This is a genomic window from Nonomuraea sp. MG754425 (assembly GCF_021699195.1).
Taxonomy (GTDB): domain Bacteria; phylum Actinomycetota; class Actinomycetes; order Streptosporangiales; family Streptosporangiaceae; genus Nonomuraea.
Genome location: NZ_SSXE01000234.1, coordinates 1 through 21144, shown reverse-complemented (window position 1 = coordinate 21144; position 21144 = coordinate 1). Strand labels below are relative to the sequence as shown.

Here is a 21144-nt window from a genome sequence, read left to right as displayed (position 1 = left end):
CGTCCGCCACGCCGACCGCATCTACGTCCTCGACCACGGCACCATCACCGAACAAGGCGACCACCACACCCTCATGGCACTCGACGGCCTCTACGCCGATCTCTACACCCTCCAGGCCGGCGCCTACCGGTGAACGGCGCACCCGGGAAAGAGGCACTCCAGGAATCGGGCTTACTCATGGTAAGGGCATACCTTGAAGTAAGCTTCGAGCCATGGAGGTAGGAGACCGGGAAGTGCGCGTCATGCCTGACCCGATGAGTGACGTGTTCAACAGCGAATGTCCCGGCCGAACCGTGTTCACCCACGTGACCAGCCGCTGGGGCATGCTGATCCTGGCCGCGCTGCGCGGCGGGCCCCTGCGCTTCTACCTGCTGCGCGATCGCATCGGGGGGATCAGCGAGAAGATGTTGTCCCAGAACCTGCGCGACCTCGTCCGCGACGGCCTGGTGCATCGCGAGGTCGAACCCTCCGCACCTCCCAAGGTCTCCTACTCCCTGACGCCTCTCGGCGAAGGGCTCGCCGCGACCCTCCAGACGTTGCTGTCCTGGATCGCGTCACACACCGCCGACGTCATCACCGCTCAGCACCGGCATGACGCGCTCCGGAGCGAACCGGACCTGGCGCGGAAGGAGGTTCAGCCCTCCTGAGCTGGTGATGCAGTGGGGGAACAGGTCCCGGTCGCAGGTGCCGGTCAGGCCGCGTCGGCCGGCTCCACGGTGCGGTTCCAGTCGATGTGGTGGTTGAACATCCAGCTCATCTTCGCCATCTCCCTGGCGTCGTCGGCCCGGCTCAGGATGAGCGGCAGGGCCAGGTCGCGCAGCACGCGTCCGACGAGGCCCTGCTTCTTGGTGTTGTTCATGCCGGCCCCCCACTTGACGACGCGCTCGACGCGCTCCCGGCGCAGCGACTCGTAACGGGCCAGCGCGGCGGGCACCGTGGGCAGGTCGCGCAGGCACTGGGCCAGCACGACCGCGTCCTCGGCGGCCAGGGACGCCCCCTGCCCGGAGGACGGGGAGACCGCGTGCGCGGCGTCGCCGATCACCACCATGCCGCCGGCGTGCCAGGTGGGGACGTTCGGCAGGTCGTACTGGTTGGTCAGGCCGAGGTCGGCCGCAGAGTCACGGACGATCTGCGCGGCCGGGCTCCGGTCCACGGCCAGCAGTTCGACCAGCCGCTCCTGGAGCGCGGCGGGGGTCAGGTCGCGCAGTTCGGCGCGGGAGGGCTCGCGGTGCGCGGGCGGGTTGGCGAACCACCAGACCTCGCCGTCGGGGGCGATGGTGTAGCCGAAGAAGCAGTCCCGGCCCCAGACCATCACGTAGTCGCCGGGCTTGGCGTCGAGGTTCGCCTTCCGGGTGAAGCCGCCGGTGTTGCCCAGGCCGGCGTAGCGGGGGCCGGGGTTGGCGGGGTCGATGGCGGCGCGCGTGGCCGAGTGCACGCCGTCCGCGCCGATCAGCACGTCTCCCTCGGCGCTGGTGCCGTCCGCGAAGTGAGCGCGGACGCCGCCGCCGGGCACGCTCTCGGCGCGGACCAGGCGCCGGCCGTGCTCGATCGGGATGCCGCGGGCGGTGACCAGCTCGTACAGGCCGCGGTAGAGGTCGGCGCGGCGGATCGTGTGGGTGGCCGAGCCGTCGTCCAGCGCCGGGCCCAGCGGGATCGCGCCCAGGTGCTTGCCGCTGCCGCTGTGGAACTGGATGTGGCCGCTGGGGAAGCCCGCGTCCAGCACGACGTGGTGGGCGTCCACCGCGCGCAGCGCGTCTATGCCGTTGACGGCGACGGTCAGGAAGACGCCGTGGTTCAGGCCCGCGCTCTCGTCGTAGGCCTCGAACAGCCGGGCCTCGAAGCCGGCCTGCTGCGCCGCCAGCGCGGCCACGGTCCCCGCGACGCCGCCACCGATGATCAGTACTCGCATGATGCACCCCGCATATATTTCGTTCGGACGAACGAAATATATGCAGACTTGCGGACGAGGGTCAAGTGTTTCGTTCGACCGAACGAAGTAGGTAGCATGGCTCCATGGCAGACCAGGACGAGCTGGTGGCACGCATGCTCGTGGCCGGACGCGAGCTGAGCAACGCGGCGGTCATGTTCCACACGGCCCTGGCCGAACACCAGGGCCTCACCGCCACCGAGGAGAAGACACTCGACCTGCTCGAACGCCTCGGTACGCTGACCGCGCGGCAACTGAGCGAGCACTCCGGCCTGGCCCCGGCATCCGTCACCGGGCTGATCGACCGCCTGGAGCGCAAGGGGTTCGCGCGCCGCGTCCGCAACCCCGAGGACCGGCGCAGCGTGCTGGTGGAAGCCGTCCCCGACCGCCTCGCCGCGCTCGCCCCGCTGTTCGACGACTACGTGGTGTCGCTGAAGGAGCTGGCCGCCCGCTACGACGAGAGGGAACTGGCCGCGATCGTCGACTTCCTCGGCGAGGCCGCCGCCCGCCAGAAGCAGGCGACCCGGCGGCTCGTCGAGGATTAGCCGACCGGCGGCGGGCTCATTCGGCCCGGATGTTGTCGATGAGCACCTCGCCCCCGGTGTTCAGGAACACCCACACGGCCCGGATGTCGCCGGGGTCGAGGGTGACGCCGACGGGGCAGCCGATCTGCTCGAACCGCTCGGTGACGGTCTTGCTGGCGCCCGGGTTCGTCCAGGTCCACAGCCCGCCCTGGCACCACGACATCGCCTCGCCGACCTGGACGGCGATCTCGCCGACGGTGCCGACCTGCCCGGCCTTCAGGTCGAACTTCAGCATCGTCGCGCCCGTCAGGTCGAGCGGCGTGTCCAGCGCCCTGCCGAACCAGTTGCCGGCCACCGGCGTGGCCACCTTGAGGCCGTTCGCGCCCTCGGTGTGGAAGAGCGGCGTCTGCGAGACGGAGCCGCCGTCGCCCGGGTTGGCGATGGTGAAGCCCTCGGTGCCGGACTCGAAGGAGAACAGGGTCCGCGACTCCGGCAGCACCGGGCTGTCGTCCGGGACGTCGCCGCAGGTCAGCACCGGTTCCGCCCAGTCCGCGGACACGCCAGCGGACGCCGACTCCACGGTCAGGCGCAGCCACGCCCGGCCGGTCAGGTCGGCGGTGAGGGTCTTCGGCGGTTCCCCGGCGGCGACCGGGCCGCTGGTCGCCACCGCCGCGTCGTCGGCGTGCACGGTGAACGTGGCGGGCCCGGCCGCCGCCTCGTCGTCGATGCCCACGTCGGTGACCAGCCGCGAGCACCGGCCGCCCAGGTAGTAGCGCAGTTCGCTGCCGGTCGTGGTGCCCAGTCCGCGCGTGTAGTGCCGGCCGGCGATCGTGATGAGGTTGCCGTCGTTCTCCAGGGCGCCGCCGTTGCTCTGGTCGGCCTCCACCGGGCCCGACCCGTTGACGGAGGTGACGGGGGAGATCGTGCTCAGGTGCCGCCGCCCGTCCTCGGGGGCGGTCACGACCACGGCCACGACCTGGCTGGACGTGGCGGCGGCCCGGTTACGGGGCCCCCACCGGTAGGAGGCGGTGACGTCGATCGGGTAGCGGCCTGCGGGGGTGCCCGCCGGGACGCCGACCTGCCAGGTCGTCTCCAGCGTGGCGTCCGTGGCCAGGCGGGCGCGCCGGGGCTCCGCCGCCGGGGTGGCCGTCCACCCCTCGGGGACGTCCGCCGCCACGGACAGGTCGCGGACGGCCCCGACGCCGCGGTTGGTCACGGACGTCGTCAGCGTGCCGCCGCCGGTGGGGCCCGGCACGACCGTGCCCAGTTCCGCGCCGACCGCGACCGCCGGGGCCACCGTGGCCGGGTCGTCCAGCGGACGTACGCGGTAGACCACGGTGCCGTGCGCCGGCACGCCCGCCGAGATCGTGCCCTTCACCTGCGTCGTGGCGCCGGTCCAGACGTCCGTCAGCCGGTAGGCCCCCGCCCGCCGCAGCCCGGTCGCGCCCGCCCTGACGCTCACCGTGGCCAGCGCGTCGGTGGAGTTGTACAGGGCGATCGCCCGGTCGCCGTTCGCGAGGGGCTTGTCCAGCACCATGAGGCCGTGCTCGTCCGAGACGACCGCGCCCTGCACGCCGAGCCGGTCCTGGTCGATGGCGATGACGTCCCGGTTGCCGAGGATCGACAGCGTCTCGGCGGAGGCGGTGCGCAGGTCGGTGCCGATGATCAGCGGCGCGGCCATCATCGCCCACATGCTCATGTGGGTGCGGTACTCGGTGGCCGTCATCCCGCCGTTGCCGATCTCCAGCATGTCGGGGTCGTTCCAGTGGCCGGGCCCGGCGTACGCGGCCAGCGGCGCGTTCTGCCTGATGATCGAGCGCAGGCCGGGCCAGTCGTCGCTGATGTCGCCCGTCGTGCGCCACAGGTGGCCGACGCCCTTCGCCCACGTCCACGGCTGCGAGGTGCCCCACTCGCAGATGGAGTACACGATCGCCCGCCCGGTCCGGTCCAGGGCCTGGCGCATGGCGGTGTAGCGGCGGATGTAGTCCGCCTGCGACCCGTCCGACTGGTTGTTGCAGTTGTCGTACTTCAGGTAGTCGACGCCCCAGCCGGCCCAGGTCCGCGCGTCGAGGTCCTCGTGGCCGAGGCTGCCGGGGTAGCCGGCGCAGGTCCTGGTGCCGGCGTCCCCGTAGATGCCGAGCTTGAGGCCCTTGCCGTGGACGTAGTCCGCGACGCCCTTGATGCCGTTCGGGAACTTGGCCGGGTCCGGCACCAGGGTGCCGTCCGGGCCGCGCTCGCGCAGCGACCAGCAGTCGTCGATGTTGACGTACCGGTAGCCGGCGTCCTTGAGCCCGCTGGAGACGAGGGCGTCGGCCGTCTCCCTGATCAGCTCCTCGGTGACGTCGCAGCCGAACGCGTTCCAGTTGTTGAAGCCCATCGGCGGCGTGGCCGCCAGCGCGGCCGGTCCGGCCGGTGCCGCCGGTGCGGCCGGTGCCGCCGGTGCGGCGGAGGCGGCGGCCGGGGCGGTCAGGCTCGGCCAGGTGAGCGCCAGGGACAGGACGAGAGCCGCGATCGATCGCGTGGGCCGTCCGCGTTTCCGCATCGTGCGCCTCCAGGGGGACAGGCGGTCAGCGAATGTGGACGCTATAGACGCGGATGACGGCCGTCAATATCTTGATTAACTGGTTCATCAAGCCAGCAGCGGATTGTCGAACCATTTCGATGCGGATGAGCTGGGCGGATCGCAGTCGGTCACCGGGCCGTACGCTATGAATCGGTTAAGCAAACGATCCGCCCAGCATCGCGCGGCAGGGGCGGCGGGCCCGGCCCGAGGAGGCCGACGCCGTCGGGACGGAACTGGAGGGCGTACGCGGCCAGGTGCTGGAGGCACGCGCGGAGGGCGACGAGGACACCGAGCGGGCCCTGGCCGGGTCCTGGCAGCTCAGGCTGCGGCAGTTGCTGCGCGCGGATCCGTCCATGGCGGCGGAGATCCAGCGGGTGCTGGACGAGGTGCTGCGGCCCACGCTCGACGAGGCCGAGCGGGCCCGGGTCGGCTCCCTCGTGATGAAGGCCAGGGCGAGCGGGCCCGGCCGCGTCTACCAGGCGGACCGCGACCAGCACATCAACGAGCGCTGACGGCCTGCCGGGCGAGGGCCCGGAGGCGCCCTGTGTCCATCAGGACCTTGTCATCTATCCTCGGCGATATGCCCGAGAAGGAGTTTCCGGGGATAGACGCGAGGACCCCGAACGCCGCCCGGATCTACAACTACTTCCTCGGCGGGAAGGACAACTTCGGCGTGGACCGGGCCGCGGCCGAGGTGGTGCTCGCGATGGCGCCCGAGGTGCGCGTGGCGGCCATGGAGAACCGCGCGTTCCTCGTCCGGGCCGTGGAGTACCTCGCGGGCGACGCGGACGTGCGGCAGTTCGTCGACATCGGCTCGGGGATCCCGGCCGCGCGGCCCGTCCACGAGGTCGCGCAGGCCATCGAGCCGGGCGCCAGGGTCGTGTACGTCGACAACGATCCGGTCGTGCTCGTGCACTCGCGCGCGCTGCTGGGCGGGCGGCGCGGCACGGCCGTCGTCGCGGGGGACGCCCGCGCGCCGGAGGCGATCCTCGACGCCCCCGCGCTGACCCGGCTGCTCGACCTGGACCAGCCGGTGGCGGTGGTGCTCATCGCGGTCCTGCACTTCGTGTCCGGCTCGGACGAGCCGGCGGAGATCGTCCGGCGGCTGCTCGACCGGCTGCCCTCCGGCAGCCATGTGGTGATCACCCACCTGTCCGACGGCGGCGTGCCGGACGACCCGCGCATCGAACGCTCCCGCGCCCTCTACAACGGCGGGCTGCACTTCCGCTCCCGCAAGCGGATCGAGGCGCTCTTCGACGGGCTCGACCTGGTGGACCCGGGCGTGGTCGGGGTGGGGCAGTGGCGCGGCACGGCCGGCGGCGGCGTGAACGGCGGCGGCGCCTCGTGGTGGCTGGGCGGAGTGGGCCGCAAACCCTGACACCCCACTCCGCGGACAGACCACCCCGGACAGGCGCTCACCCCGAGCCCGGTCACTCCGAGTCGCCCCGAGGTGACCGGGTCGCTCCCGGTTCAGCTGAGCCAGCCCGGCGCGACCAGCACGGCCCAGGCCGCCAGCGGGCCCGCCAGGACGATCACGCCGCCGTAGGCCAGGAGCCGCCGGTAGAAGACGTCCCGTTCCATGCCCCTGACGTTGGCCACCAGCAGCGCCCCCGTCGTCGAGAACGGGCTGACGTCCACGATCGCCGACGACACCGACAGCGCCGCGATCATCGCGATCGGGCCCAGCGTGCCCTGCCCGAGCAGCGGCACGGCCAGCGGCACCAGCGCGCCCAGGATGCCCACGGTCGAGGCGAAGGCCGACACGACGCCGCCGACGTAGCAGATGAGCAGCGCCACCAGCAGCGGGATGCCGATCGCGGCCACGGCGGAGCCGACGTAGTCCACGGTGCCGATCTCCTGCAGCACGCCCACGTACCTCCGCCCTGTCCGGCCCCCCGGCCCCGCCACGGCCCCCGGCTCCGGACGTGGCGGGACCGGGAGTCGCGGGGGTGCCGCGACGGACGAGGTCACGGCCGCCGAAGACGAAGAAGACGACCACGGCCGCGGCGGCGTTGAAGGCGAAGCTGGACAGGAACAGCACCAGGATGTCGCTGGGCAGCCCGGCCTCGCCGGTGACGCCGTTCACGATGCCGCCGAGCACGCTGATCGGCGAGAACGCGCCCGCCTGCGTCCCGTGCGCCACCATGAGCCCGATCAGCAGCGGGTGGATCCGGTAGTCGGCCGCGAAGCCGAACGCGATCGGCGCGAGGATCGCGGCCACCGCCGGCGCGGGCGCGCCCACCGCCGTCAGCAGCGCGGAGACGGCGAACACGACCAGCGGGATGGCCGCCAGCCGGCCCCGTACGAGGTGCACCGCCGCCCGTACGAGCCAGTCCACCGTCCCGTTGTTGGTGGCGATCGCGAACAGCAGCGTCACCCCGACCAGGATCACGAACAGGCTGCCGGGGAAGGCGTCCAGGATGGCGTCCGTCTCCATGCCGGCGGCGAGCGTGCCCACCAGGAAGGCTCCGACGAGGGCCAGCGCCCCGAGGTTCACGGGGAAGAAGGTGGCCACGACGAACATGACGATGAGGGCGAGAATGGACAGGAGCTCTGCGGACACTGCGTACTCCGATCTCCCCCGAGGCGTGTTACTGCAGGCCGGCCGCCTGATGGACGAGCTCGACCGGGTGGCGGGCGGCGCGTCCCGCACCATGGGCGATCTGCTGGCGGCAGGAGACCCCCGTGGCCGCGAGCAGGGTGTCGGGCGAGGATGCGGCGATCGCCGGGAAGAGCCGGAGCGCGCCGATCTTCATGGACAGGTCGTAGTGCTCGGCCTCGAAGCCGAACGATCCGGCCATGCCGCAGCAGCCGGCGTCGAGTTCCGTCACCTCCGCTCCCGGGATCCTGGCCAGCAGCGCGAGCGTGGCGGCGGTGCCGGTGACGGCCTTCTCGTGGCAGTGGCCGTGCAGCAGGATCCGGCGTCCGCGCAGTGCGTCGCCCAGCGGCAGCGAGCCGCCGTCCACGGCCTCGGCGAGCAGTTCGGGGACGAGCCGGGCGCGCGCCGCCACCGCCGCCACGCGGTGATCGCCCGGCAGCAGGGCGGCGTACTCGTCCTTGAGCGTGAGCAGGCAGGACGGCTCCAGGCCGACGATCGGCGCGTCGGAGCCGGACAGGCGGGTGACCAGGTCGCCGGCCATCGCGCGGGCCCGGTCGAGCAGCCCCTTGGACAGGCTGGAGCGTCCGCAGCAGCCCTCGGCGGCCAGCCGCACCCGGTAGCCGGCGTGTTCGAGCAGTTCGACGGCGGCGCGCCCGATCGCCGGCTCGCTGTAGGTGGTGAACGAGTCCGCCAGGAGGATGACCTCCTCGCCCTCCTCCTTCCGCGGCCTGGCGGCGAACCAGCGCAGCAGGTTGTCGCGGCGGAACCGGGGCAGCGGACGGCTGCGGCTCAGGCCGAGCGGGCCGCGGACGGCCCCGGCCAGCCAGTTCGACAGCGGTGCGGTGGCCGAGCCGAGCCGGTTGAGCGTCCTGATCGCCCCGAACAGCCGCGACCGCAGCGGTACGCCGTGCAGCTCCTGGTACTGGTGCAGGAACTCGCTCTTCAGCGCCGCCATGTCCACCCCGAGCGGGCACTCCGACTGGCACGCCTTGCACTCCAGGCAGAGGTCGAGGATCCCGTGCAGCCGCTCGTCGCCGAGCGCCTGCCGGGGGTCGGCCGACGACAGCGCCTTGACCAGGGCGTTGGCCCGGCCACGGGTGGAGTGCTCCTCCTCGCGGGTGGCCATGTACGACGGGCACATGACGCCGGTGTCGTCCTTGCGGCAGACGGCGACGTTCATGCACCGGTCGGCGGCGGCGTGCATGCCGCCGGCGAAGCTCAGCGTGGTGGCGAGCGGGCGCGGGGCGGGCCTGGCCGGGTCGCGCAGGTGCTCGGTCATCGGCGGCGCGTCCACGATCTTGCCGGGGTTCAGCCGGTCGTGCGGGTCGAAGAGGCGCTTGACCCGCCGCATCGCCTCGTAGACCGGCTCGCCGAACAGCCGCCGGTTGAACTCGGAGCGGGCCAGGCCGTCGCCGTGCTCGCTGGAGTTGACGCCGCCGTGCCGGGCGGCCAGGTCGGCGATCTCCTCGGCGACCGCCCGCATCGTGTGGATCTCGCCGGGTTCGCGCAGGTCGACGAACGGGCGTACGTGCAGGCAGCCGACCGAGCAGTGGCCGTAGAAGCCGGCCCGCAGCCCGTGCCGGTCGAGGATGCGGGCGAACTCCTCGACGTACGGCAGCAGCCGCTCCGGCGGCACGGCGGTGTCCTCGACGAACGCGAGCGGCCTGCGGCTGCCCACGCTGGAGGCCATCAGCAGGCCGAGCCCCGCCTTGCGCACCTTGAGCACGGCCGCCTGCTGCGCCGCGGTGACCGCCTTGAGCGTGTGGTAGCCGTGGCCGTTCGCCTGCCACGTGCCGGCCAGTTCGGCCACCCGGCCGGCGACCTCGTCGGGGGTGTCGCCGAAGAACTCCACGAACAGCAGCGCCTGCGGATCGCCGGTCAGGATGCCGCCGAGCCCGGCGTAGTCCACGCGCTGTCTGGACAGGTCGAGGATGGCCTTGTCGAGCAGCTCGACCGAGGCGGCCCCGAAGGACAGGGCGTCGGCGGTGGCGGCGATGGCCGACGGGGTGGAGGTGAAGTGGCCGACCGCGATGGCCTTGGCCTTCGGCCGCTCCACCAGGTCCACCGTGGCCTCGGTGACCACGGCCAGCGTGCCCTCCGACCCGACGATCAGCTTCGTCAGGTCGCCGTGCGCGGCCACCGCGTCGAGGCGGTAGCCGCCCGAGTGCCGCCAGAAGCGCGGGAAACCGGACAGGTCGAGGCCGTCGAGGATCTCGGCCACCCCCGCGTTCAGGCGGGCGTCCGTGGCGAGGTCGGGGGTGGTGGCGTCGGCGAGCACCACGCGCAGCGAGCGGACGTGGTCGATCGTGGAGCCGTACAGGACGGAGTGGCTGCCGGCCGAGTTGTTGCCGATCATGCCGCCGATCGTGGCCCGGTTGCTGGTGGAGGTGTCGGGGCCGAACATCAGCCCGTGCCTGCGGGCCGCCCGGTTGAGCTGGTCCTGCACGACGCCGGGCTGCACCCGGGCGGTCTTCCCGTCGATCTCCAGGATGCGGTTCATGTGCCGGGAGAAGTCCACGATCACGGCCGCGCCCACCGTCTGGCCGGCCAGGCTGGTGCCGGCCCCGCGCGGCAGCAGCGGCACGCCCAGCTCGCCGCAGGCCACCACCAGGGCCGGTACGTCGTCCGCGTCCCGGGGGAAGGCGACGGCGAGCGGTTCGATGGCGTACATGCTGGCGTCGGAGGAGTACAGGTGCCTGGTGTAGGGGTCGTCCCGGACGTCGCCGGCGATCAGCGGGGCCAGCGTGCGGGCCAGGCTCACCGGGTTTCCTCCCCGGCACCCTCCAGGTAGGCCAGCGCGGCCCGGGTGCCGCCCTCCTTGACCGGCACCCCGGCCGCGGACAGCCCCATCTCGACCCCGCTGAGGGTGCCCGCGAGCGTGAGGTCGTTGAAGTGGCCGAGGTGCCCGATGCGGAAGACCCGGCCCGCCAGCCGTCCGAGGCCGGTGCCGAGCGACATGTCGTACCGCTCCAGGATCAGCCGCCGGAGCGCGTCGGCGTCGTGGCCGTCGGGCATCAGTACGGCGGTCAGCGCGCTGGAGTGCTCGCGTTCGTCGAGGCAGAGCACCTCCAGCCCCCACCCGCGCACGGCCCGCCTGGTCGCCTCGGCGTGCCGGTCGTGCCGGGCGAAGACCGCGTCCAGGCCCTCCTCCGCCAGCATGACCAGCGCCTCGCGCAGGCCGTACATGAGGTTGGTGGGCGGGGTGTACGGGAAGAAGCCCCGCCGGTTGGCCGCGATGATCGGCTCCCAGTCCCAGTACGAGCGCGGCAGCCGCCCCCGGTGGGCGAGGGCCTTGTCGCTGACCGCGTTGAACCCCATGCCGGGCGGCAGCATGAGCCCCTTCTGTGAGCAGCCGACGGTCACGTCCACGCCCCAGTCGTCGTGGCGGTAGTCCATCGAGCCCAGCGAGGAGATCGTGTCCACCAGCAGCAGCGCCGGATGCCCGGCCCGGTCGAGGGCCGCGCGGATCTCGGGGACGCGGCTGCGCACGCCGGTCGAGGTCTCGTTGTGCACGACCATGACGGCGGCGACGTCGGGCGTGAGGTGCTCGGCCAGCGCGCCGGGGTCGGCCCCGTGCCGCCAGTCGCCCGGCACCACGTCCACCACCAGCCCCAGCCGGGCGGCCATCTCGCACCACAGCGAGGAGAAGTGCCCGGTCTCGTACGCCAGCACCTTGTCGCCCGGCGACAGCGTGTTGACCAGCGCCGCCTCCCACGCGCCGGTGCCCGACGACGGGTAGACGACCACCGGCCCGGCGGTCATGAAGACGGTCTTGAGCCGTTCGAGCAGTTCGCCCGCGAGCCGGGCGAACTCCGGCCCCCGGTGGTCGATCGTGGGCCGGGCGATCGCGCGCAGCACCCGCTCGGGAACGTTGGTCGGCCCGGGGATCTGCAGGAAGTGCCGGCCCACTGTCTGTCCACCTTCCGTGCCATCACACGGCACGGCGTGCCGCTGTGCGGTTCATTAACATTAAAATCAGCTCGAAGAGGAGTCAATGGATGCAGAACGTGATCAACGCGCTCCGGGTGCTGGAGGAGGTCGCCGCCCGGCAGCCCATCGGCGTGGGCGAGCTGGCGCGCGGCCTGGGCCTGCCGAAGAGCACGGTGCAGCGCTCGCTGAAGACGCTGCACGAGGCGGGGTGGATCAGGCCCGCCGGGGGCGAGGTCACCCGCTGGCAGGTGACGAGCAAGGCGTTACAGGTCGCCCGCCGGACGGAGCTGGGGCTGCGTGACGCGGCCGTGCCCGTCATGGAGGAGCTGCGCCAGCGCACCGGCGAGACCGTCCACCTGATGGTGCCCGAGGGCGACGCGGTCGTGCTGATCGAGCGGCTGGAGACCGACAAGCCGCTGCGCATCGTGCTGCCGCTGGGCATCCGGCTGCCGCTGCACGCCTCCGCCAACGGCAAGGCGGTGCTGGCCCACCTCGACCGGCCGCTCGCCGAGCTGCCCGGCTACACCGGCACCACGATCACCGACCCGGCCGCGCTGCGGGCCGAACTGGCCGCCGTGCTGGAGCGCGGCTACGCCGACAACCGGGGGGAGTGGCGCTCCGACATCGCCGCCGTCGCCGCCGCGATCGTCGGCCCCGCCGGCCCGGTCGCCAGCCTCAGCGTCTCCACCCCCGCCAGCCGCATGCCCGAGGACGTGCGCGCGGAGTACGGCAAGCTGGTCACCCGGGCGGCCAGGACACTGGCCGAGACCCTGAACTGACCCCGGCCCGGCGGCTCAGCCGGTGGGCGACGGGCCGGCGGTCGCGGTGGCCGGCGACAGCGCGGCGGGCGAGAGCGTGCTGCCCGGGGACGCCGGCGTGGTCGGCAGGTTGGCGAAGTGCCCGATCCGCGCCATCACCGGCACCAGCATGCGCACCGACCGGCCGTCGCGGAAGGCGAAGGTCATCGGCACCGACTCGCCGCGCACCCCGCTGGCCATGCCGATGGGCTGCTCGCCGGTGCCCACCGCCTGGTCGGGCGGCAGCAGGAGCGCCTGCCCGGTCAACTGCACGGAGCCGCCGCCCTCGGGGGAGACCCGTTCGAGCTGGTCGGGCTGCGGGCCCGAGTTGACGAGCACGCCGAACAGGGCCTGCTGGGGGGCGGGCGAGGTCGGGTCGGCGCTGCCCAGGAGGAAGACGTTGCGCAGGTGCAGGGTCTGCCCCACGTCGGCGTTGGCTCCGTCGTTCTGCGGAACGGTGTTGGCCTGATCGAAGCCCGAGGCCGTGCAGCCGCTGACCGCCAGGGTCACGACTGCCACAGCGGCGGCGGCGATGGCTCGCATCACTGGCCCTCCTCCGGTGGCTAGTCGTTCCATTACCCCCGCGAACGCCCCGCCGAACCAGCCGTTTCAGCCTGGTGACCATCGATCATGCATCATGTACCGTCACCGTTAACGCCTGACCTACCCCCTGGAGCGGTAGATGGTTGAGCAGCAAGGACTCGACGCGACAGGTCAGCAGAAACGACGGCAACTGGTCCGCGCGGTGATCGCCTCCGCGGTGGGCACCTCGATCGAGTGGTACGACTTCTTCCTCTACGGCTTCGCCGCCAGCACCATCTTCGCGGAGCTGTTCTTCCCCACCAGCGACCCGACGACCGGACTCCTGCTCGCCCTCGGCACCTACTTCGGCGGCTTCGCCGCCCGCCCCATCGGCGCCGCGATCTTCGGCCACTACGGTGACCGCATCGGGCGCAAGGCCACCCTCATCATCACCCTCATGACCATGGGCGTCGCCACCGCCCTCGTCGGCCTCGTGCCCACGTACGAGCAGATCGGCATCTGGGGCGGCATCCTGCTCACGCTGCTGCGCCTGCTCCAGGGCATCAGCGTCGGCGGCGAGTGGGGCGGCTCCGTGCTGCTGGCCACCGAGTGGGGCAAGACGCGCGGCGGCCGGCGCGGCTTCCTCGGGAGCTGGCCGCAGTTCGGGGTACCCGTCGGGCTCGTGCTCGGCTACCTGGCGCTGCAGGTGTTCGAGCCGCTGGACCCGTACTGGGGGTGGCGCATCCCGTTCCTGCTCAGCGTGGTCATGGCGGCCATCGGGCTGTACATCCGGCTCGGCATCCTGGAGACGCCCGTCTTCGCCAAGGTCGTCAGGGAGAACCGGGTCGAGCGGGTGCCCGTGCGGCAGGTGCTGGCCAGGAACTGGCGGGAGATCGTGCTCAGCGCGCTGCTGCGCACCGGCCAGCAGGCGCCGTTCTACATCTTCACCGTCTTCATCCTCACCTACGCCACCAAGACGCTCGGCTTCGCGGCCGGTGACGTCTACACGTACGTGATCGCGGCCGGGGTCGTGTCGCTGTTCACCGTGCCGTTCTGGGGCTGGATCTCCGACCTGGCGGGACGCAGACGGCTCTACATGATCGGCTCCGCGCTCATGGTGGTGTGGTCGTTCGTCTACTGGCCGCTGCTGGACACCCGCGTGCCCGCGCTGGTCTTCCTGGCCATCGTGCTGTCCGCGCCCATCCACGACATCCAGTACGGTCCGCAGGCCACGTTCATCGCCGAGAGCTTCACCGGGCGGCTGCGCTACAGCGGCGCCTCCCTCGGCTACCAGCTCGCCTCGCTGACGGCCGGAGGCCCCGCGCCGCTGATCGCGGTCTGGCTGTACGCGACGTACCAGAGCTCGATGTCCATCGCGATCTACATGGCGGTCTGCGCCCTGATCAGCATCGTGGCGGCGTACGCGCTGAAGGACCGCTCGCAGCAGGACTACGCCGTCGAGTACGACGACCCCGGCGCGCGAAGCGGTTAGGCGAGCCGTTCGACGGCGGCCATCGTGGAGTCGAGGTGGCGCAGCACGACCCGCACCGCCTCCTCCGCGTGCCGCCGCCGGAAGGCCGCCACCAGCTCGCGGTGATCGAGGTCGGCCTCCTCCCTGCGCGCCCGCTCCCGGCCGCGCAGGGACAACCCCACGTGCACGGCGGCCCCGTCGCGCAGCCCCGTGAGGATCGCGCACAACCGGGGCGAGCCGGCGGCGTCGCCGAAGACGGCGTGGAAGCGGCGGTTGAGCTCGACCCACTCGCCGGCGTCGAGCTCGGCCACCATCAGCGCCCGCAGCCCCTCGGCCCGGTCGATCTCCTCGTCGGTGATGCGCTCGACGGCCTTGCGGATGGAGACGGGCTCCAGCATGCGGCGCAGCTCGTGGATCTCCCTGACCTCGGCGAGGTCGAGCTCGCGCAGCATCGCGCCCCTGTGCGGGTCGATCCGGATCAGCCCCTCGCCGGCCAGGTCGCGCAGCGCCTCGCGGACCGGCGTGATGCTCACCTTGAGCTGGGTGGCGATGTCGGCCTGGACGAGCCGGTAGCCGGGCGGCAGCTCGCCGCCGAGGATCGCCCGCCGGAGCGTTTCGTAGACGAAGGCGTGCGCGGTGCGGGCGGGCGGGCCGGGCTTGAGCACGACGTTCGTCACGCAGCCACTATATGGCGCGTTCCCACGGCGGAGCCGGGTGGCTCTCCGGGGCCGTCACGGCTGCTCGGCCACCACCGGATTGCGCAGCTCGCCCAGCCCTTCGACCGCCACCGTCATCGTGTCGCCCGGCCGCACCGAGCGCACCCCGGGCGGCGTGCCGGTCATGATGACGTCGCCGGGCTCCAGCGTGGAGAAGGCCGACACGTACGCGATCAGCTCGGGGATGCCGAACAGGAAGTCGGTGGTACGGCCGTCCTGGCGCAGCTCGTCGTTCACCGTGCACGTGACGCGGACGTCCGACGGGTCGAAGGCGGTGTCCACCCACGGGCCGAGCGGGCAGAAGGTGTCGAAGCCCTTGCCGCGCGTCCACTGGGGGTCGCTCTTCTGGATGTCGCGGGCCGTGACGTCGTTGCCGATCGTGTAGCCGAAGACCACCGACAGCGCGTCCTCCTCCTTGACCCGCCGCGCCGTGCGGCCGATCACCACGACCAGCTCCGCCTCCGGGTCGAGCCGCCCCGACAACGACGGGTAGACCACCTCGTCGTCCGGCCCGACGATCGACGACGGCGGCTTGAGGAAGATCAGCGGCTCCTTGGGCACCGGGTTGCCGAACTCGGCCGCGTGGTCGGCGTAGTTGCGCCCGACGCACACGATCTTGCTCGGCACGACCGGGGCGCGCAGCCGTACGTCGCCGCCCACCGGCTCGCCCGGCACCAGCTCCGTGAACGGATCTCCGGTGGCGGCCCGCACCGTGCCGTCGGGGTCGATCACCCCCCACCGCGTCGTGCCCGCGTCGTCGTACCTGATGATGCGCATCTCGCTCCCTCAGCAGCCGTTGTAGTCGTTCGTCCAGAGGCGGCCCTCGGCCGGGTCCGCCTGCTCCTCGAGAATCCTCAGCCTGAGCATGACATCCAGCGTGCGCCGGACGACGGCGGGGTCGAAGCAGCCCCGGTCGGACAGCGCGGAGGCCATCGCCCGCACCGTGCGCAGCACCGTCTCCCGGTCGTCGCTGCCCAGGTCGTCCATGATCTGGGCGGCCACCGCGTCCGGCTGCCGCTTCACCTTGCCGGTCGCCCGCGTCAGCGCGCGGCTGAACGCGGCGGCGGTCTCGGCGTTCTGCTCCGCCCACTGGCGGGAGGTGGCCCACGCGGTGTAGTCGAACCCGTCCAGCTCCGGCACCTCGCCCTTGGGGCCGTCCACGAGGACCACGCCGAAGCCCTGCTCGGCGGCCACGTACGGGGTCGGCGGCGACAGGTGGTAGGCGTCGATCCGGCCCTTCTCCAGCGCGGCCAGCAGCGCGGACCCGCCGCCGAGCGGCACCAGCTCCACGTCGCGCTCCGGGTCGAGCCCCACCGAGGCCAGGTAGTAGCGCATGTACGTGTCGGTGGGGGAGCCGGGCGAGGTGATGCCGATCCTGAGCCCCTTGAGCGCGCTCAGCCGGTCGCGCAGCGGCGAGGCCGCCGTGACGCCCTTGCGCGCGGCCACCTCCTTGCGCATGACGAGCGTGAGCGTCACCCGGTTCAGGATGTCGTGGGCCATGACCACCGAGTCGTCGCCCGCCCTGCTCAGCTCGGCCAGGTCCTCGAAGCCGACGTCGGCGTACTGGGCCTGGCCGGAGGCGAGCGCGGCGATGCTGTCGTTGCCGCTCTCCACCTCGACGATCTCCACCGTGAGCCCTTCGGCGGCGAACAGGCCGTCGTCGCGGGCGACGTACAGGGCGGAGAGGAACACGTTCGGCGCGGACGCGATCGTGATCTTGCCGGCCTCCTGCGCCGATCCGCCGCAGCCGGTCACCGCCGCGAGGAGCAGCACGGCCAGCCCCGCTCGCGCTCTCATCGATCGGCCTCCTCGCTCGTCACAGGGCGTCCTCGCCGCGCAGCCGGACCTCCGGCCGCCAGCGCAGCACGCGGGACAGGGGACGCAGGGACAACGACAGCAGCAGGACGATCGCGGCCAGCACGATCGTCCCCGCGATCACTCCGGCGGTCTGGTACCGTCCGGCCGCCGCCCTGGTCAGATAGCCGATGCCGCGGTTGGAGGCGATGAACTCGCCCACCACCGCGCCGATCATGGCGGCCGGGAGGGTGACGCGGAAGGCCGCCAGCACGTACGGCAGCGCGCCCGGCAGCAGCACCGACCGCATCGTGGCCCACCGGTCGCCGCCCATCACGCGGGTGACGTCGATCAGCCCCTGCGGCACCTGCCGGATGCCCTCGACGGTGTTGACGAAGACCACGAAGAACACGAAGTACGCGGCCAGCACGACCTTCGGCGCCAGCCCGATGCCGAACCAGAGGATGAAGACCGGCCCGAGCGCCACCGCCGGCACCGAGTACGCGATGAGGAAGTACGGCTCCACGATCCGGTAGGCCACCCGGCGCAGCGCCAGCGGCCAGGCCAGCAGCACCCCGAGCAGCGCCCCGGCGAGGAAGCCCAGCGCGGTCGAGGTGAGCGTGAAGCGGGCGTGGAACCAGAAGTCCGCCGAGCCGAACCACTCGGCGAGCCGCTGCGCCACGGCCGTCGGGCTGCTGACGAAGAACGGCCGCACGAGCGGGCCGGAGGCGAGCTCCCACGCGATGACGGCCCCGGTCGCCACCCCGATCCGTCCCGCCCACACCAGCGCCCGCCGCGTCCTGCGGCGTCGCGCGTGCGCCGCCGCCTGCTCCTCGATCACCCGTCCGCTCATCCGCGCGCCCCGCCCGCGCACCACGGCAGGGCCCGCGCCTCCACGGCCCTGACCATCGCGTTGACCAGCATGACCAGCACGGCCACGACCACGATCCCGGCGAACACGGTCGCCGTCTCGAACTGGCGCGAGGACCGGACGATGAGGAAGCCCAGCCCCTGCGTGGCCGCGATGAACTCGCCGAGCACGGCGCCGACCATGGCCCGGGAGAAGGTCAGCCGGATGCTCGCCACCACGGCGGGCGCCGCGCCCGGCAGGATGATCGTGCGCACCAGCCGCCCGCCCCGCGCCCCCATCACCCGGGCCACCTCGACCAGCCCCGGTTCGATGCCGCGCACGCCCGCCACGGTGTTGGCCAGCACGATCAGGAACACCATCAACGCCGCCAGCAGCACCTTCGGCAGCAGCCCCAGCCCGAACCACATGATGAACATGGGCGCCAGCGCGATCTTCGGGATCGAGTAGAAGGCGGCCAGGAACGGTCCCGCGATCTCGTCCAGGGCCGGGACCGAGACCAGGATCAGCGCCGCGGCCAGGCCGACCGCGATGCCGATGAGGTAGCCCGCGCCCGCCTCGCCCAGCGTCACCCCGACGTGCCCCCACAACTCCCCGTCGAGGACGAGCCCGGCCAGCCGGGCCGCGACCTCCGACGGGGCGCTGACGTAGCGCCGCTCGACCACGAGCGGCGCGCCGAACTCCCAGAGCAGCAGCAGCGCCGCGCCCAGCAGCGCGATCCCGGACCGGACGAGCAGCCGCTCCCTGGCCGCCGCCGCCCCGGCCCCGGACGCGGCCCCGGCGAGCACCTCCGCCGCCCCGGGTCCCGCGGCCTCGCGGGCGTCGGGGATCGTCATGTCGCCGCGATCTCCATGCGGATGTCGTCCCAGAGCGCGTCGTACAGCTCCCTGAACCGTGGCAGGTCGTGGACGTGGAAGACGTCGCGCGGGCGGGGCAGGCGCACCTCGTACTCCCGCTTGACGCGGCCGGGCCGGCAGGTGAACGTGATGATCCGGTCGCTCAGCGCGATGGCCTCGACCAGGTCGTGGGTGACGAACAGCACCGTGGGCCGCCGCAGGTCCCACAGCTTGAGCAGCTCGTCCTGGAGGATCACCCGGGTCTGCGCGTCGAGCGGGCCGAACGGCTCGTCCATGAGGACGACGTCGCTGTCGTACGCGAGCGTGCGCACGATCCCGGCCCGCTTGCGCATGCCGCCGGACAGCTCGTGCGGGTAGTGGTCCTCGAAGCCGGTCAGGCCGACCAGGTCGATGAACTCCCGCACCCGCCTGCGCCGCTCGGCCTTGGGGACGCGGCGCAGCTCCAGGCCGTACTCGACGTTGCGGGCCATCGAGCGCCACGGCAGCAGGTTGTCGTCCTGGGTGATGTAGCCGACCTCGGTGTTGACGCCGCTCACGGGCCTGCCGTGGTGGGTCACCCGCCCGGCGGACGGCCGGGTCAGCCCGGCGAGCAGGTTGAGCACCGTGGACTTCCCGCAGCCGGACGGGCCGACGAGGCTGATGAACTCGCCGGGCCGCGCGGCGAAGCTCACGCCCTCCAGGGCGAGCAGGGGTCGTGCCGAACGCCCTCGCGGGACGAACGCCTTGTAGACCGCCTCCAGGCGGATGGCCTCTTCGAGTGGTGGGTCTGCCATTCGGATCAGCTCCATACTGGATACTGAAGATGGTAGACGGTCTACAGAAGAGATCAAGTGGCGAGCGGCGGCGTCACCGGGCGAGCAGGTCGCGCAGCGCCCCGACCACCTCGGCCGGAGCCTCCTCGGCCATGAAGTGCCCGCACGACACCGTCCGGTGCTCCAGGTCCTCGGCCCAGGCCCGCCACCTTTCGGCCGCGTCGAACCCCAGTGCCGCGCCCCAGTCCTGCTGGAGCACCGTCACCGGCATGGTGAGCCGCCGGCCCGCCCTCAGGTCGGCCTCGTCGTGCTCGACGTCGATCGTGGCCGTGGCCCGGTAGTCGGCCACGATCGACGGCACCGCCTCGCGGGACGCCCTCAGGTAGGCGGCGCGGACGTCGGCGGGGATCGCGTTCGGGTCGCGGGCCCAGAGGTCGAGGAAGTGGCCGAAGAACACGTCCGCCGCGCCGGAGATCATCGCCTCCGGCAGGCCCGGCGGCTGCGCCATCAGGAACAGGTGGAACCCGACGGCCGCGGGCCGGCCCCGCAGCACCTCCCACGAGTCGAGGGTCGGCAGGACGTCCAGCGCGGCCAGATGGGTGACGGCGGCCGGATGGTCGAGGCCCGCCCGGACGGCGACCAGCGCGCCCCGGTCGTGCCCCGCCAGCGCGAACCTGTCGTGCCCCAGCTCCCCGGCCAGCGCGACGACGTCGGCGGCCATCGTGCGCTTGGCGTAGGCCCGGCCGCCGGGGTCGGCCGGCTTGTCGCTGTCGCCGTAACCGCGCAGGTCGGGGCAGATGACGGTGTGGTCGGCGGCCAGATCGGCGGCGACGTGCCGCCACATCAGGTGGGTCTGCGGGAAGCCGTGCAGCAGCACGACCGGGCTGCCCGAGCCGCCCACGGCGACGTTGAGCGCCACGCCGTCGGCCACGGTGACGCGGCGGCGGGTGAATCCGGTGATCTCGGGGGTCATGTTTCGGCTGTCTCCTGTCGTCGCCGGTGTTGCCTGGCGGACCGGTTCGTCCACCGGCACTCACCCTGGCTTCCGCCGATCAGCGCCTGGTCAGCGGCGGGTCAGCCACGTCCGCGCAGCCCTCGGGGGCGGATAGGTTGGGGGCGAAATGGTGACATTCGGCGTGCTGGGCCCCGTGACGGCCGAGAACGAGCGCGGCCCGGTCCACCTCAAGGGGCCGCGGCACCGTGCCGTGCTGGCCCGGCTGCTGGTCGCCAGGGGACGGGCCGTACCGGTGTCGTGGCTGATCGGCGACCTGTGGGACGACCCGCCCGAAGGCGCGCTCGGCGCGGTGCAGACCTTCGTCGGAGCGCTCAGGAAGGCGCTCGAACCCGGCCGCGCGCCGCGCACCCCGTCCCGGCTGCTGGTCACCTCGCCGCCCGGCTACGCCCTGCGCGCCGAGCCCGGGGCGGTGGACGCCGGGCGCTTCGAGTCCGCGCTCGCCGGGTCCGCCCGCCTGCTCGCGGACGGGGCCGCCGCCCGGTCCCGCGCCCTGCTCGACGACGCGCTCGGGCTCTGGCGGGGGCCCGCGTACGCGGAGTTCGCCGACCTGGGCTGGGCACGGGGCGAGGCGGCCCGCCTGGACGAGCTGCGGCTCCTCGCCGTGGAGCGCCGCGCCGAGGCGGCCCTGGCCTCCGGCGGCGCGGCCGAGTCGGTGCCCGACCTCGAAGCGCACCTGGCGGGGCATCCGCTGCGCGAGGACGGGTGGCGCCTGCTGGCCCTCGCCCTCTACCGGACGGGGCGGCAGGGGGACGCGCTCGCCCAGTTGCGGCGGGCCAGGCAGGTGCTGCGGGCCGAGCTGGGGGTGGATC

Annotated in this window: 20 protein-coding genes and 1 pseudogene; 7 read left to right on the top strand and 14 right to left on the bottom strand. The window is 72.7% G+C overall.

The annotated features are described in order from the left end of the window. Positions 1-254: 254 nt before the first annotated feature. Positions 255-647, top strand: coding sequence for a helix-turn-helix domain-containing protein (locus FAF44_RS46690; RefSeq protein WP_237109903.1), 393 nt, complete (start codon positions 255-257; stop codon positions 645-647). Between the two features lie 44 nt (positions 648-691). Here the strand turns inward: FAF44_RS46690 and FAF44_RS46685 are convergent, their stop codons facing one another. Then, positions 692-1909: an FAD-dependent monooxygenase gene (locus FAF44_RS46685; RefSeq protein WP_237109902.1), complete on the bottom strand. Its 1218-nt coding sequence runs from the start codon at positions 1907-1909 to the stop codon at positions 692-694. 104 nt (positions 1910-2013) lie between these two features. Between FAF44_RS46685 and FAF44_RS46680 the strand changes: the two genes are divergently transcribed. Beyond that, positions 2014-2472, top strand: a complete 459-nt coding sequence (locus tag FAF44_RS46680; RefSeq protein ID WP_237109901.1) for a MarR family winged helix-turn-helix transcriptional regulator — start codon at positions 2014-2016, stop codon at positions 2470-2472. Between the two features lie 16 nt (positions 2473-2488). Here FAF44_RS46680 and FAF44_RS46675 read toward each other — a convergent pair whose 3' ends face one another. Beyond that, positions 2489-4993, bottom strand: coding sequence for an NPCBM/NEW2 domain-containing protein (locus FAF44_RS46675; RefSeq protein ID WP_237109900.1), 2505 nt, complete (start codon positions 4991-4993; stop codon positions 2489-2491). A gap of 275 nt (positions 4994-5268) precedes the next feature. Here FAF44_RS46675 and FAF44_RS46670 point away from each other — a divergent pair, with 275 nt between their 5' ends. Then, positions 5269-5526, top strand: a complete 258-nt coding sequence (locus tag FAF44_RS46670) for a hypothetical protein (protein WP_237109899.1) — start codon at positions 5269-5271, stop codon at positions 5524-5526. 68 nt (positions 5527-5594) lie between these two features. After that, positions 5595-6392: an SAM-dependent methyltransferase gene (locus tag FAF44_RS46665; protein ID WP_237109898.1), complete on the top strand. Its 798-nt coding sequence runs from the start codon at positions 5595-5597 to the stop codon at positions 6390-6392. Between the two features lie 92 nt (positions 6393-6484). Here FAF44_RS46665 and FAF44_RS46660 read toward each other — a convergent pair whose 3' ends face one another. From FAF44_RS46660 to FAF44_RS46645, 4 genes and pseudogenes are all read right to left on the bottom strand, one after another. Then, positions 6485-6886 (bottom strand): hypothetical protein, encoded by a 402-nt coding sequence (locus tag FAF44_RS46660; RefSeq protein ID WP_237109897.1) that lies wholly within the window; start codon positions 6884-6886, stop codon positions 6485-6487. Between the two features lie 166 nt (positions 6887-7052). Then, positions 7053-7538, bottom strand: a pseudogene (locus FAF44_RS46655) (SLC13 family permease); the annotation flags it as partial. Positions 7539-7605: 67 nt separating this feature from the next. Next, positions 7606-10374: an FAD-binding and (Fe-S)-binding domain-containing protein gene (locus tag FAF44_RS46650; RefSeq protein ID WP_237109896.1), complete on the bottom strand. Its 2769-nt coding sequence runs from the start codon at positions 10372-10374 to the stop codon at positions 7606-7608. Next, positions 10371-11522, bottom strand: a complete 1152-nt coding sequence (locus FAF44_RS46645) for an aminotransferase class V-fold PLP-dependent enzyme (protein WP_237109895.1) — start codon at positions 11520-11522, stop codon at positions 10371-10373. The genes FAF44_RS46650 and FAF44_RS46645 overlap by 4 nt, the downstream gene beginning before the upstream one ends. A gap of 89 nt (positions 11523-11611) precedes the next feature. On the opposite strand from FAF44_RS46645, the gene FAF44_RS46640 reads away from it, so the two are divergent. Continuing rightward, complete coding sequence (locus FAF44_RS46640) at positions 11612-12322, top strand: IclR family transcriptional regulator (RefSeq protein ID WP_237109894.1); 711 nt, start codon at positions 11612-11614, stop codon at positions 12320-12322. Positions 12323-12337: 15 nt separating this feature from the next. Here FAF44_RS46640 and FAF44_RS46635 read toward each other — a convergent pair whose 3' ends face one another. Beyond that, positions 12338-12883, bottom strand: coding sequence for a hypothetical protein (locus FAF44_RS46635; RefSeq protein WP_237109893.1), 546 nt, complete (start codon positions 12881-12883; stop codon positions 12338-12340). Positions 12884-13022: 139 nt separating this feature from the next. Between FAF44_RS46635 and FAF44_RS46630 the strand changes: the two genes are divergently transcribed. After that, complete coding sequence (locus FAF44_RS46630) at positions 13023-14354, top strand: MFS transporter (protein ID WP_237109892.1); 1332 nt, start codon at positions 13023-13025, stop codon at positions 14352-14354. Here FAF44_RS46630 and FAF44_RS46625 read toward each other — a convergent pair. From FAF44_RS46625 to FAF44_RS46595, 7 genes are all read right to left on the bottom strand, one after another. Continuing rightward, complete coding sequence (locus FAF44_RS46625; protein WP_237109891.1) at positions 14351-15010, bottom strand: GntR family transcriptional regulator; 660 nt, start codon at positions 15008-15010, stop codon at positions 14351-14353. The two genes, FAF44_RS46630 and FAF44_RS46625, sit on opposite strands and share 4 nt — an antisense overlap. Before the next feature lie 54 nt (positions 15011-15064). Then, entirely contained in the window at positions 15065-15826 is a 762-nt protein-coding gene (locus FAF44_RS46620; protein WP_237109890.1) for a fumarylacetoacetate hydrolase family protein, read from the bottom strand. 9 nt (positions 15827-15835) lie between these two features. Beyond that, on the bottom strand, positions 15836-16846 hold the full coding sequence (locus tag FAF44_RS46615; protein ID WP_237109889.1) for an ABC transporter substrate-binding protein: 1011 nt from the start codon (positions 16844-16846) through the stop codon (positions 15836-15838). A 19-nt stretch (positions 16847-16865) separates the two neighbouring features. Next, complete coding sequence (locus FAF44_RS46610) at positions 16866-17696, bottom strand: ABC transporter permease (protein WP_237109888.1); 831 nt, start codon at positions 17694-17696, stop codon at positions 16866-16868. Further along, a complete protein-coding gene (locus FAF44_RS46605; RefSeq protein WP_237109887.1) occupies positions 17693-18547 on the bottom strand; it encodes an ABC transporter permease in 855 nt (284 codons plus the stop codon). Before FAF44_RS46605 ends, FAF44_RS46610 begins: the two co-directional genes overlap by 4 nt. Beyond that, positions 18544-19341: an ABC transporter ATP-binding protein gene (locus FAF44_RS46600; protein WP_237109886.1), complete on the bottom strand. Its 798-nt coding sequence runs from the start codon at positions 19339-19341 to the stop codon at positions 18544-18546. Before FAF44_RS46600 ends, FAF44_RS46605 begins: the two co-directional genes overlap by 4 nt. A gap of 73 nt (positions 19342-19414) precedes the next feature. Continuing rightward, positions 19415-20293, bottom strand: coding sequence for an alpha/beta fold hydrolase (locus FAF44_RS46595; protein ID WP_237109885.1), 879 nt, complete (start codon positions 20291-20293; stop codon positions 19415-19417). Between the two features lie 148 nt (positions 20294-20441). Here FAF44_RS46595 and FAF44_RS46590 point away from each other — a divergent pair. After that, positions 20442-21144, top strand: a 703-nt coding sequence (locus tag FAF44_RS46590; protein ID WP_237109884.1) for a BTAD domain-containing putative transcriptional regulator, incomplete at its 3' end; no start/stop codon positions are given.

Bases quoted from the DNA above. Each gene is read 5' to 3' on its own strand.
- FAF44_RS46690 (WP_237109903.1), top strand. From the start codon at position 255: ATGAGTGACGTGTTCAACAGCGAATGTCCCGGCCGAACCGTGTTCACC.
- FAF44_RS46685 (WP_237109902.1), bottom strand. From the start codon at position 1,909: ATGCGAGTACTGATCATCGGTGGCGGCGTCGCGGGGACCGTGGCCGCG.
- FAF44_RS46680 (WP_237109901.1), top strand. From the start codon at position 2,014: ATGGCAGACCAGGACGAGCTGGTGGCACGCATGCTCGTGGCCGGACGC.
- FAF44_RS46675 (WP_237109900.1), bottom strand. From the start codon at position 4,993: ATGCGGAAACGCGGACGGCCCACGCGATCGATCGCGGCTCTCGTCCTG.
- FAF44_RS46665 (WP_237109898.1), top strand. From the start codon at position 5,595: ATGCCCGAGAAGGAGTTTCCGGGGATAGACGCGAGGACCCCGAACGCC.
- FAF44_RS46640 (WP_237109894.1), top strand. From the start codon at position 11,612: ATGCAGAACGTGATCAACGCGCTCCGGGTGCTGGAGGAGGTCGCCGCC.
- FAF44_RS46635 (WP_237109893.1), bottom strand. From the start codon at position 12,883: ATGCGAGCCATCGCCGCCGCCGCTGTGGCAGTCGTGACCCTGGCGGTC.
- FAF44_RS46630 (WP_237109892.1), top strand. From the start codon at position 13,023: ATGGTTGAGCAGCAAGGACTCGACGCGACAGGTCAGCAGAAACGACGG.
- FAF44_RS46620 (WP_237109890.1), bottom strand. From the start codon at position 15,826: ATGCGCATCATCAGGTACGACGACGCGGGCACGACGCGGTGGGGGGTG.
- FAF44_RS46615 (WP_237109889.1), bottom strand. From the start codon at position 16,846: ATGAGAGCGCGAGCGGGGCTGGCCGTGCTGCTCCTCGCGGCGGTGACC.
- FAF44_RS46610 (WP_237109888.1), bottom strand. From the start codon at position 17,696: ATGAGCGGACGGGTGATCGAGGAGCAGGCGGCGGCGCACGCGCGACGC.
- FAF44_RS46605 (WP_237109887.1), bottom strand. From the start codon at position 18,547: ATGACGATCCCCGACGCCCGCGAGGCCGCGGGACCCGGGGCGGCGGAG.
- FAF44_RS46600 (WP_237109886.1), bottom strand. From the start codon at position 19,341: ATGGCAGACCCACCACTCGAAGAGGCCATCCGCCTGGAGGCGGTCTAC.
- FAF44_RS46595 (WP_237109885.1), bottom strand. From the start codon at position 20,293: ATGACCCCCGAGATCACCGGATTCACCCGCCGCCGCGTCACCGTGGCC.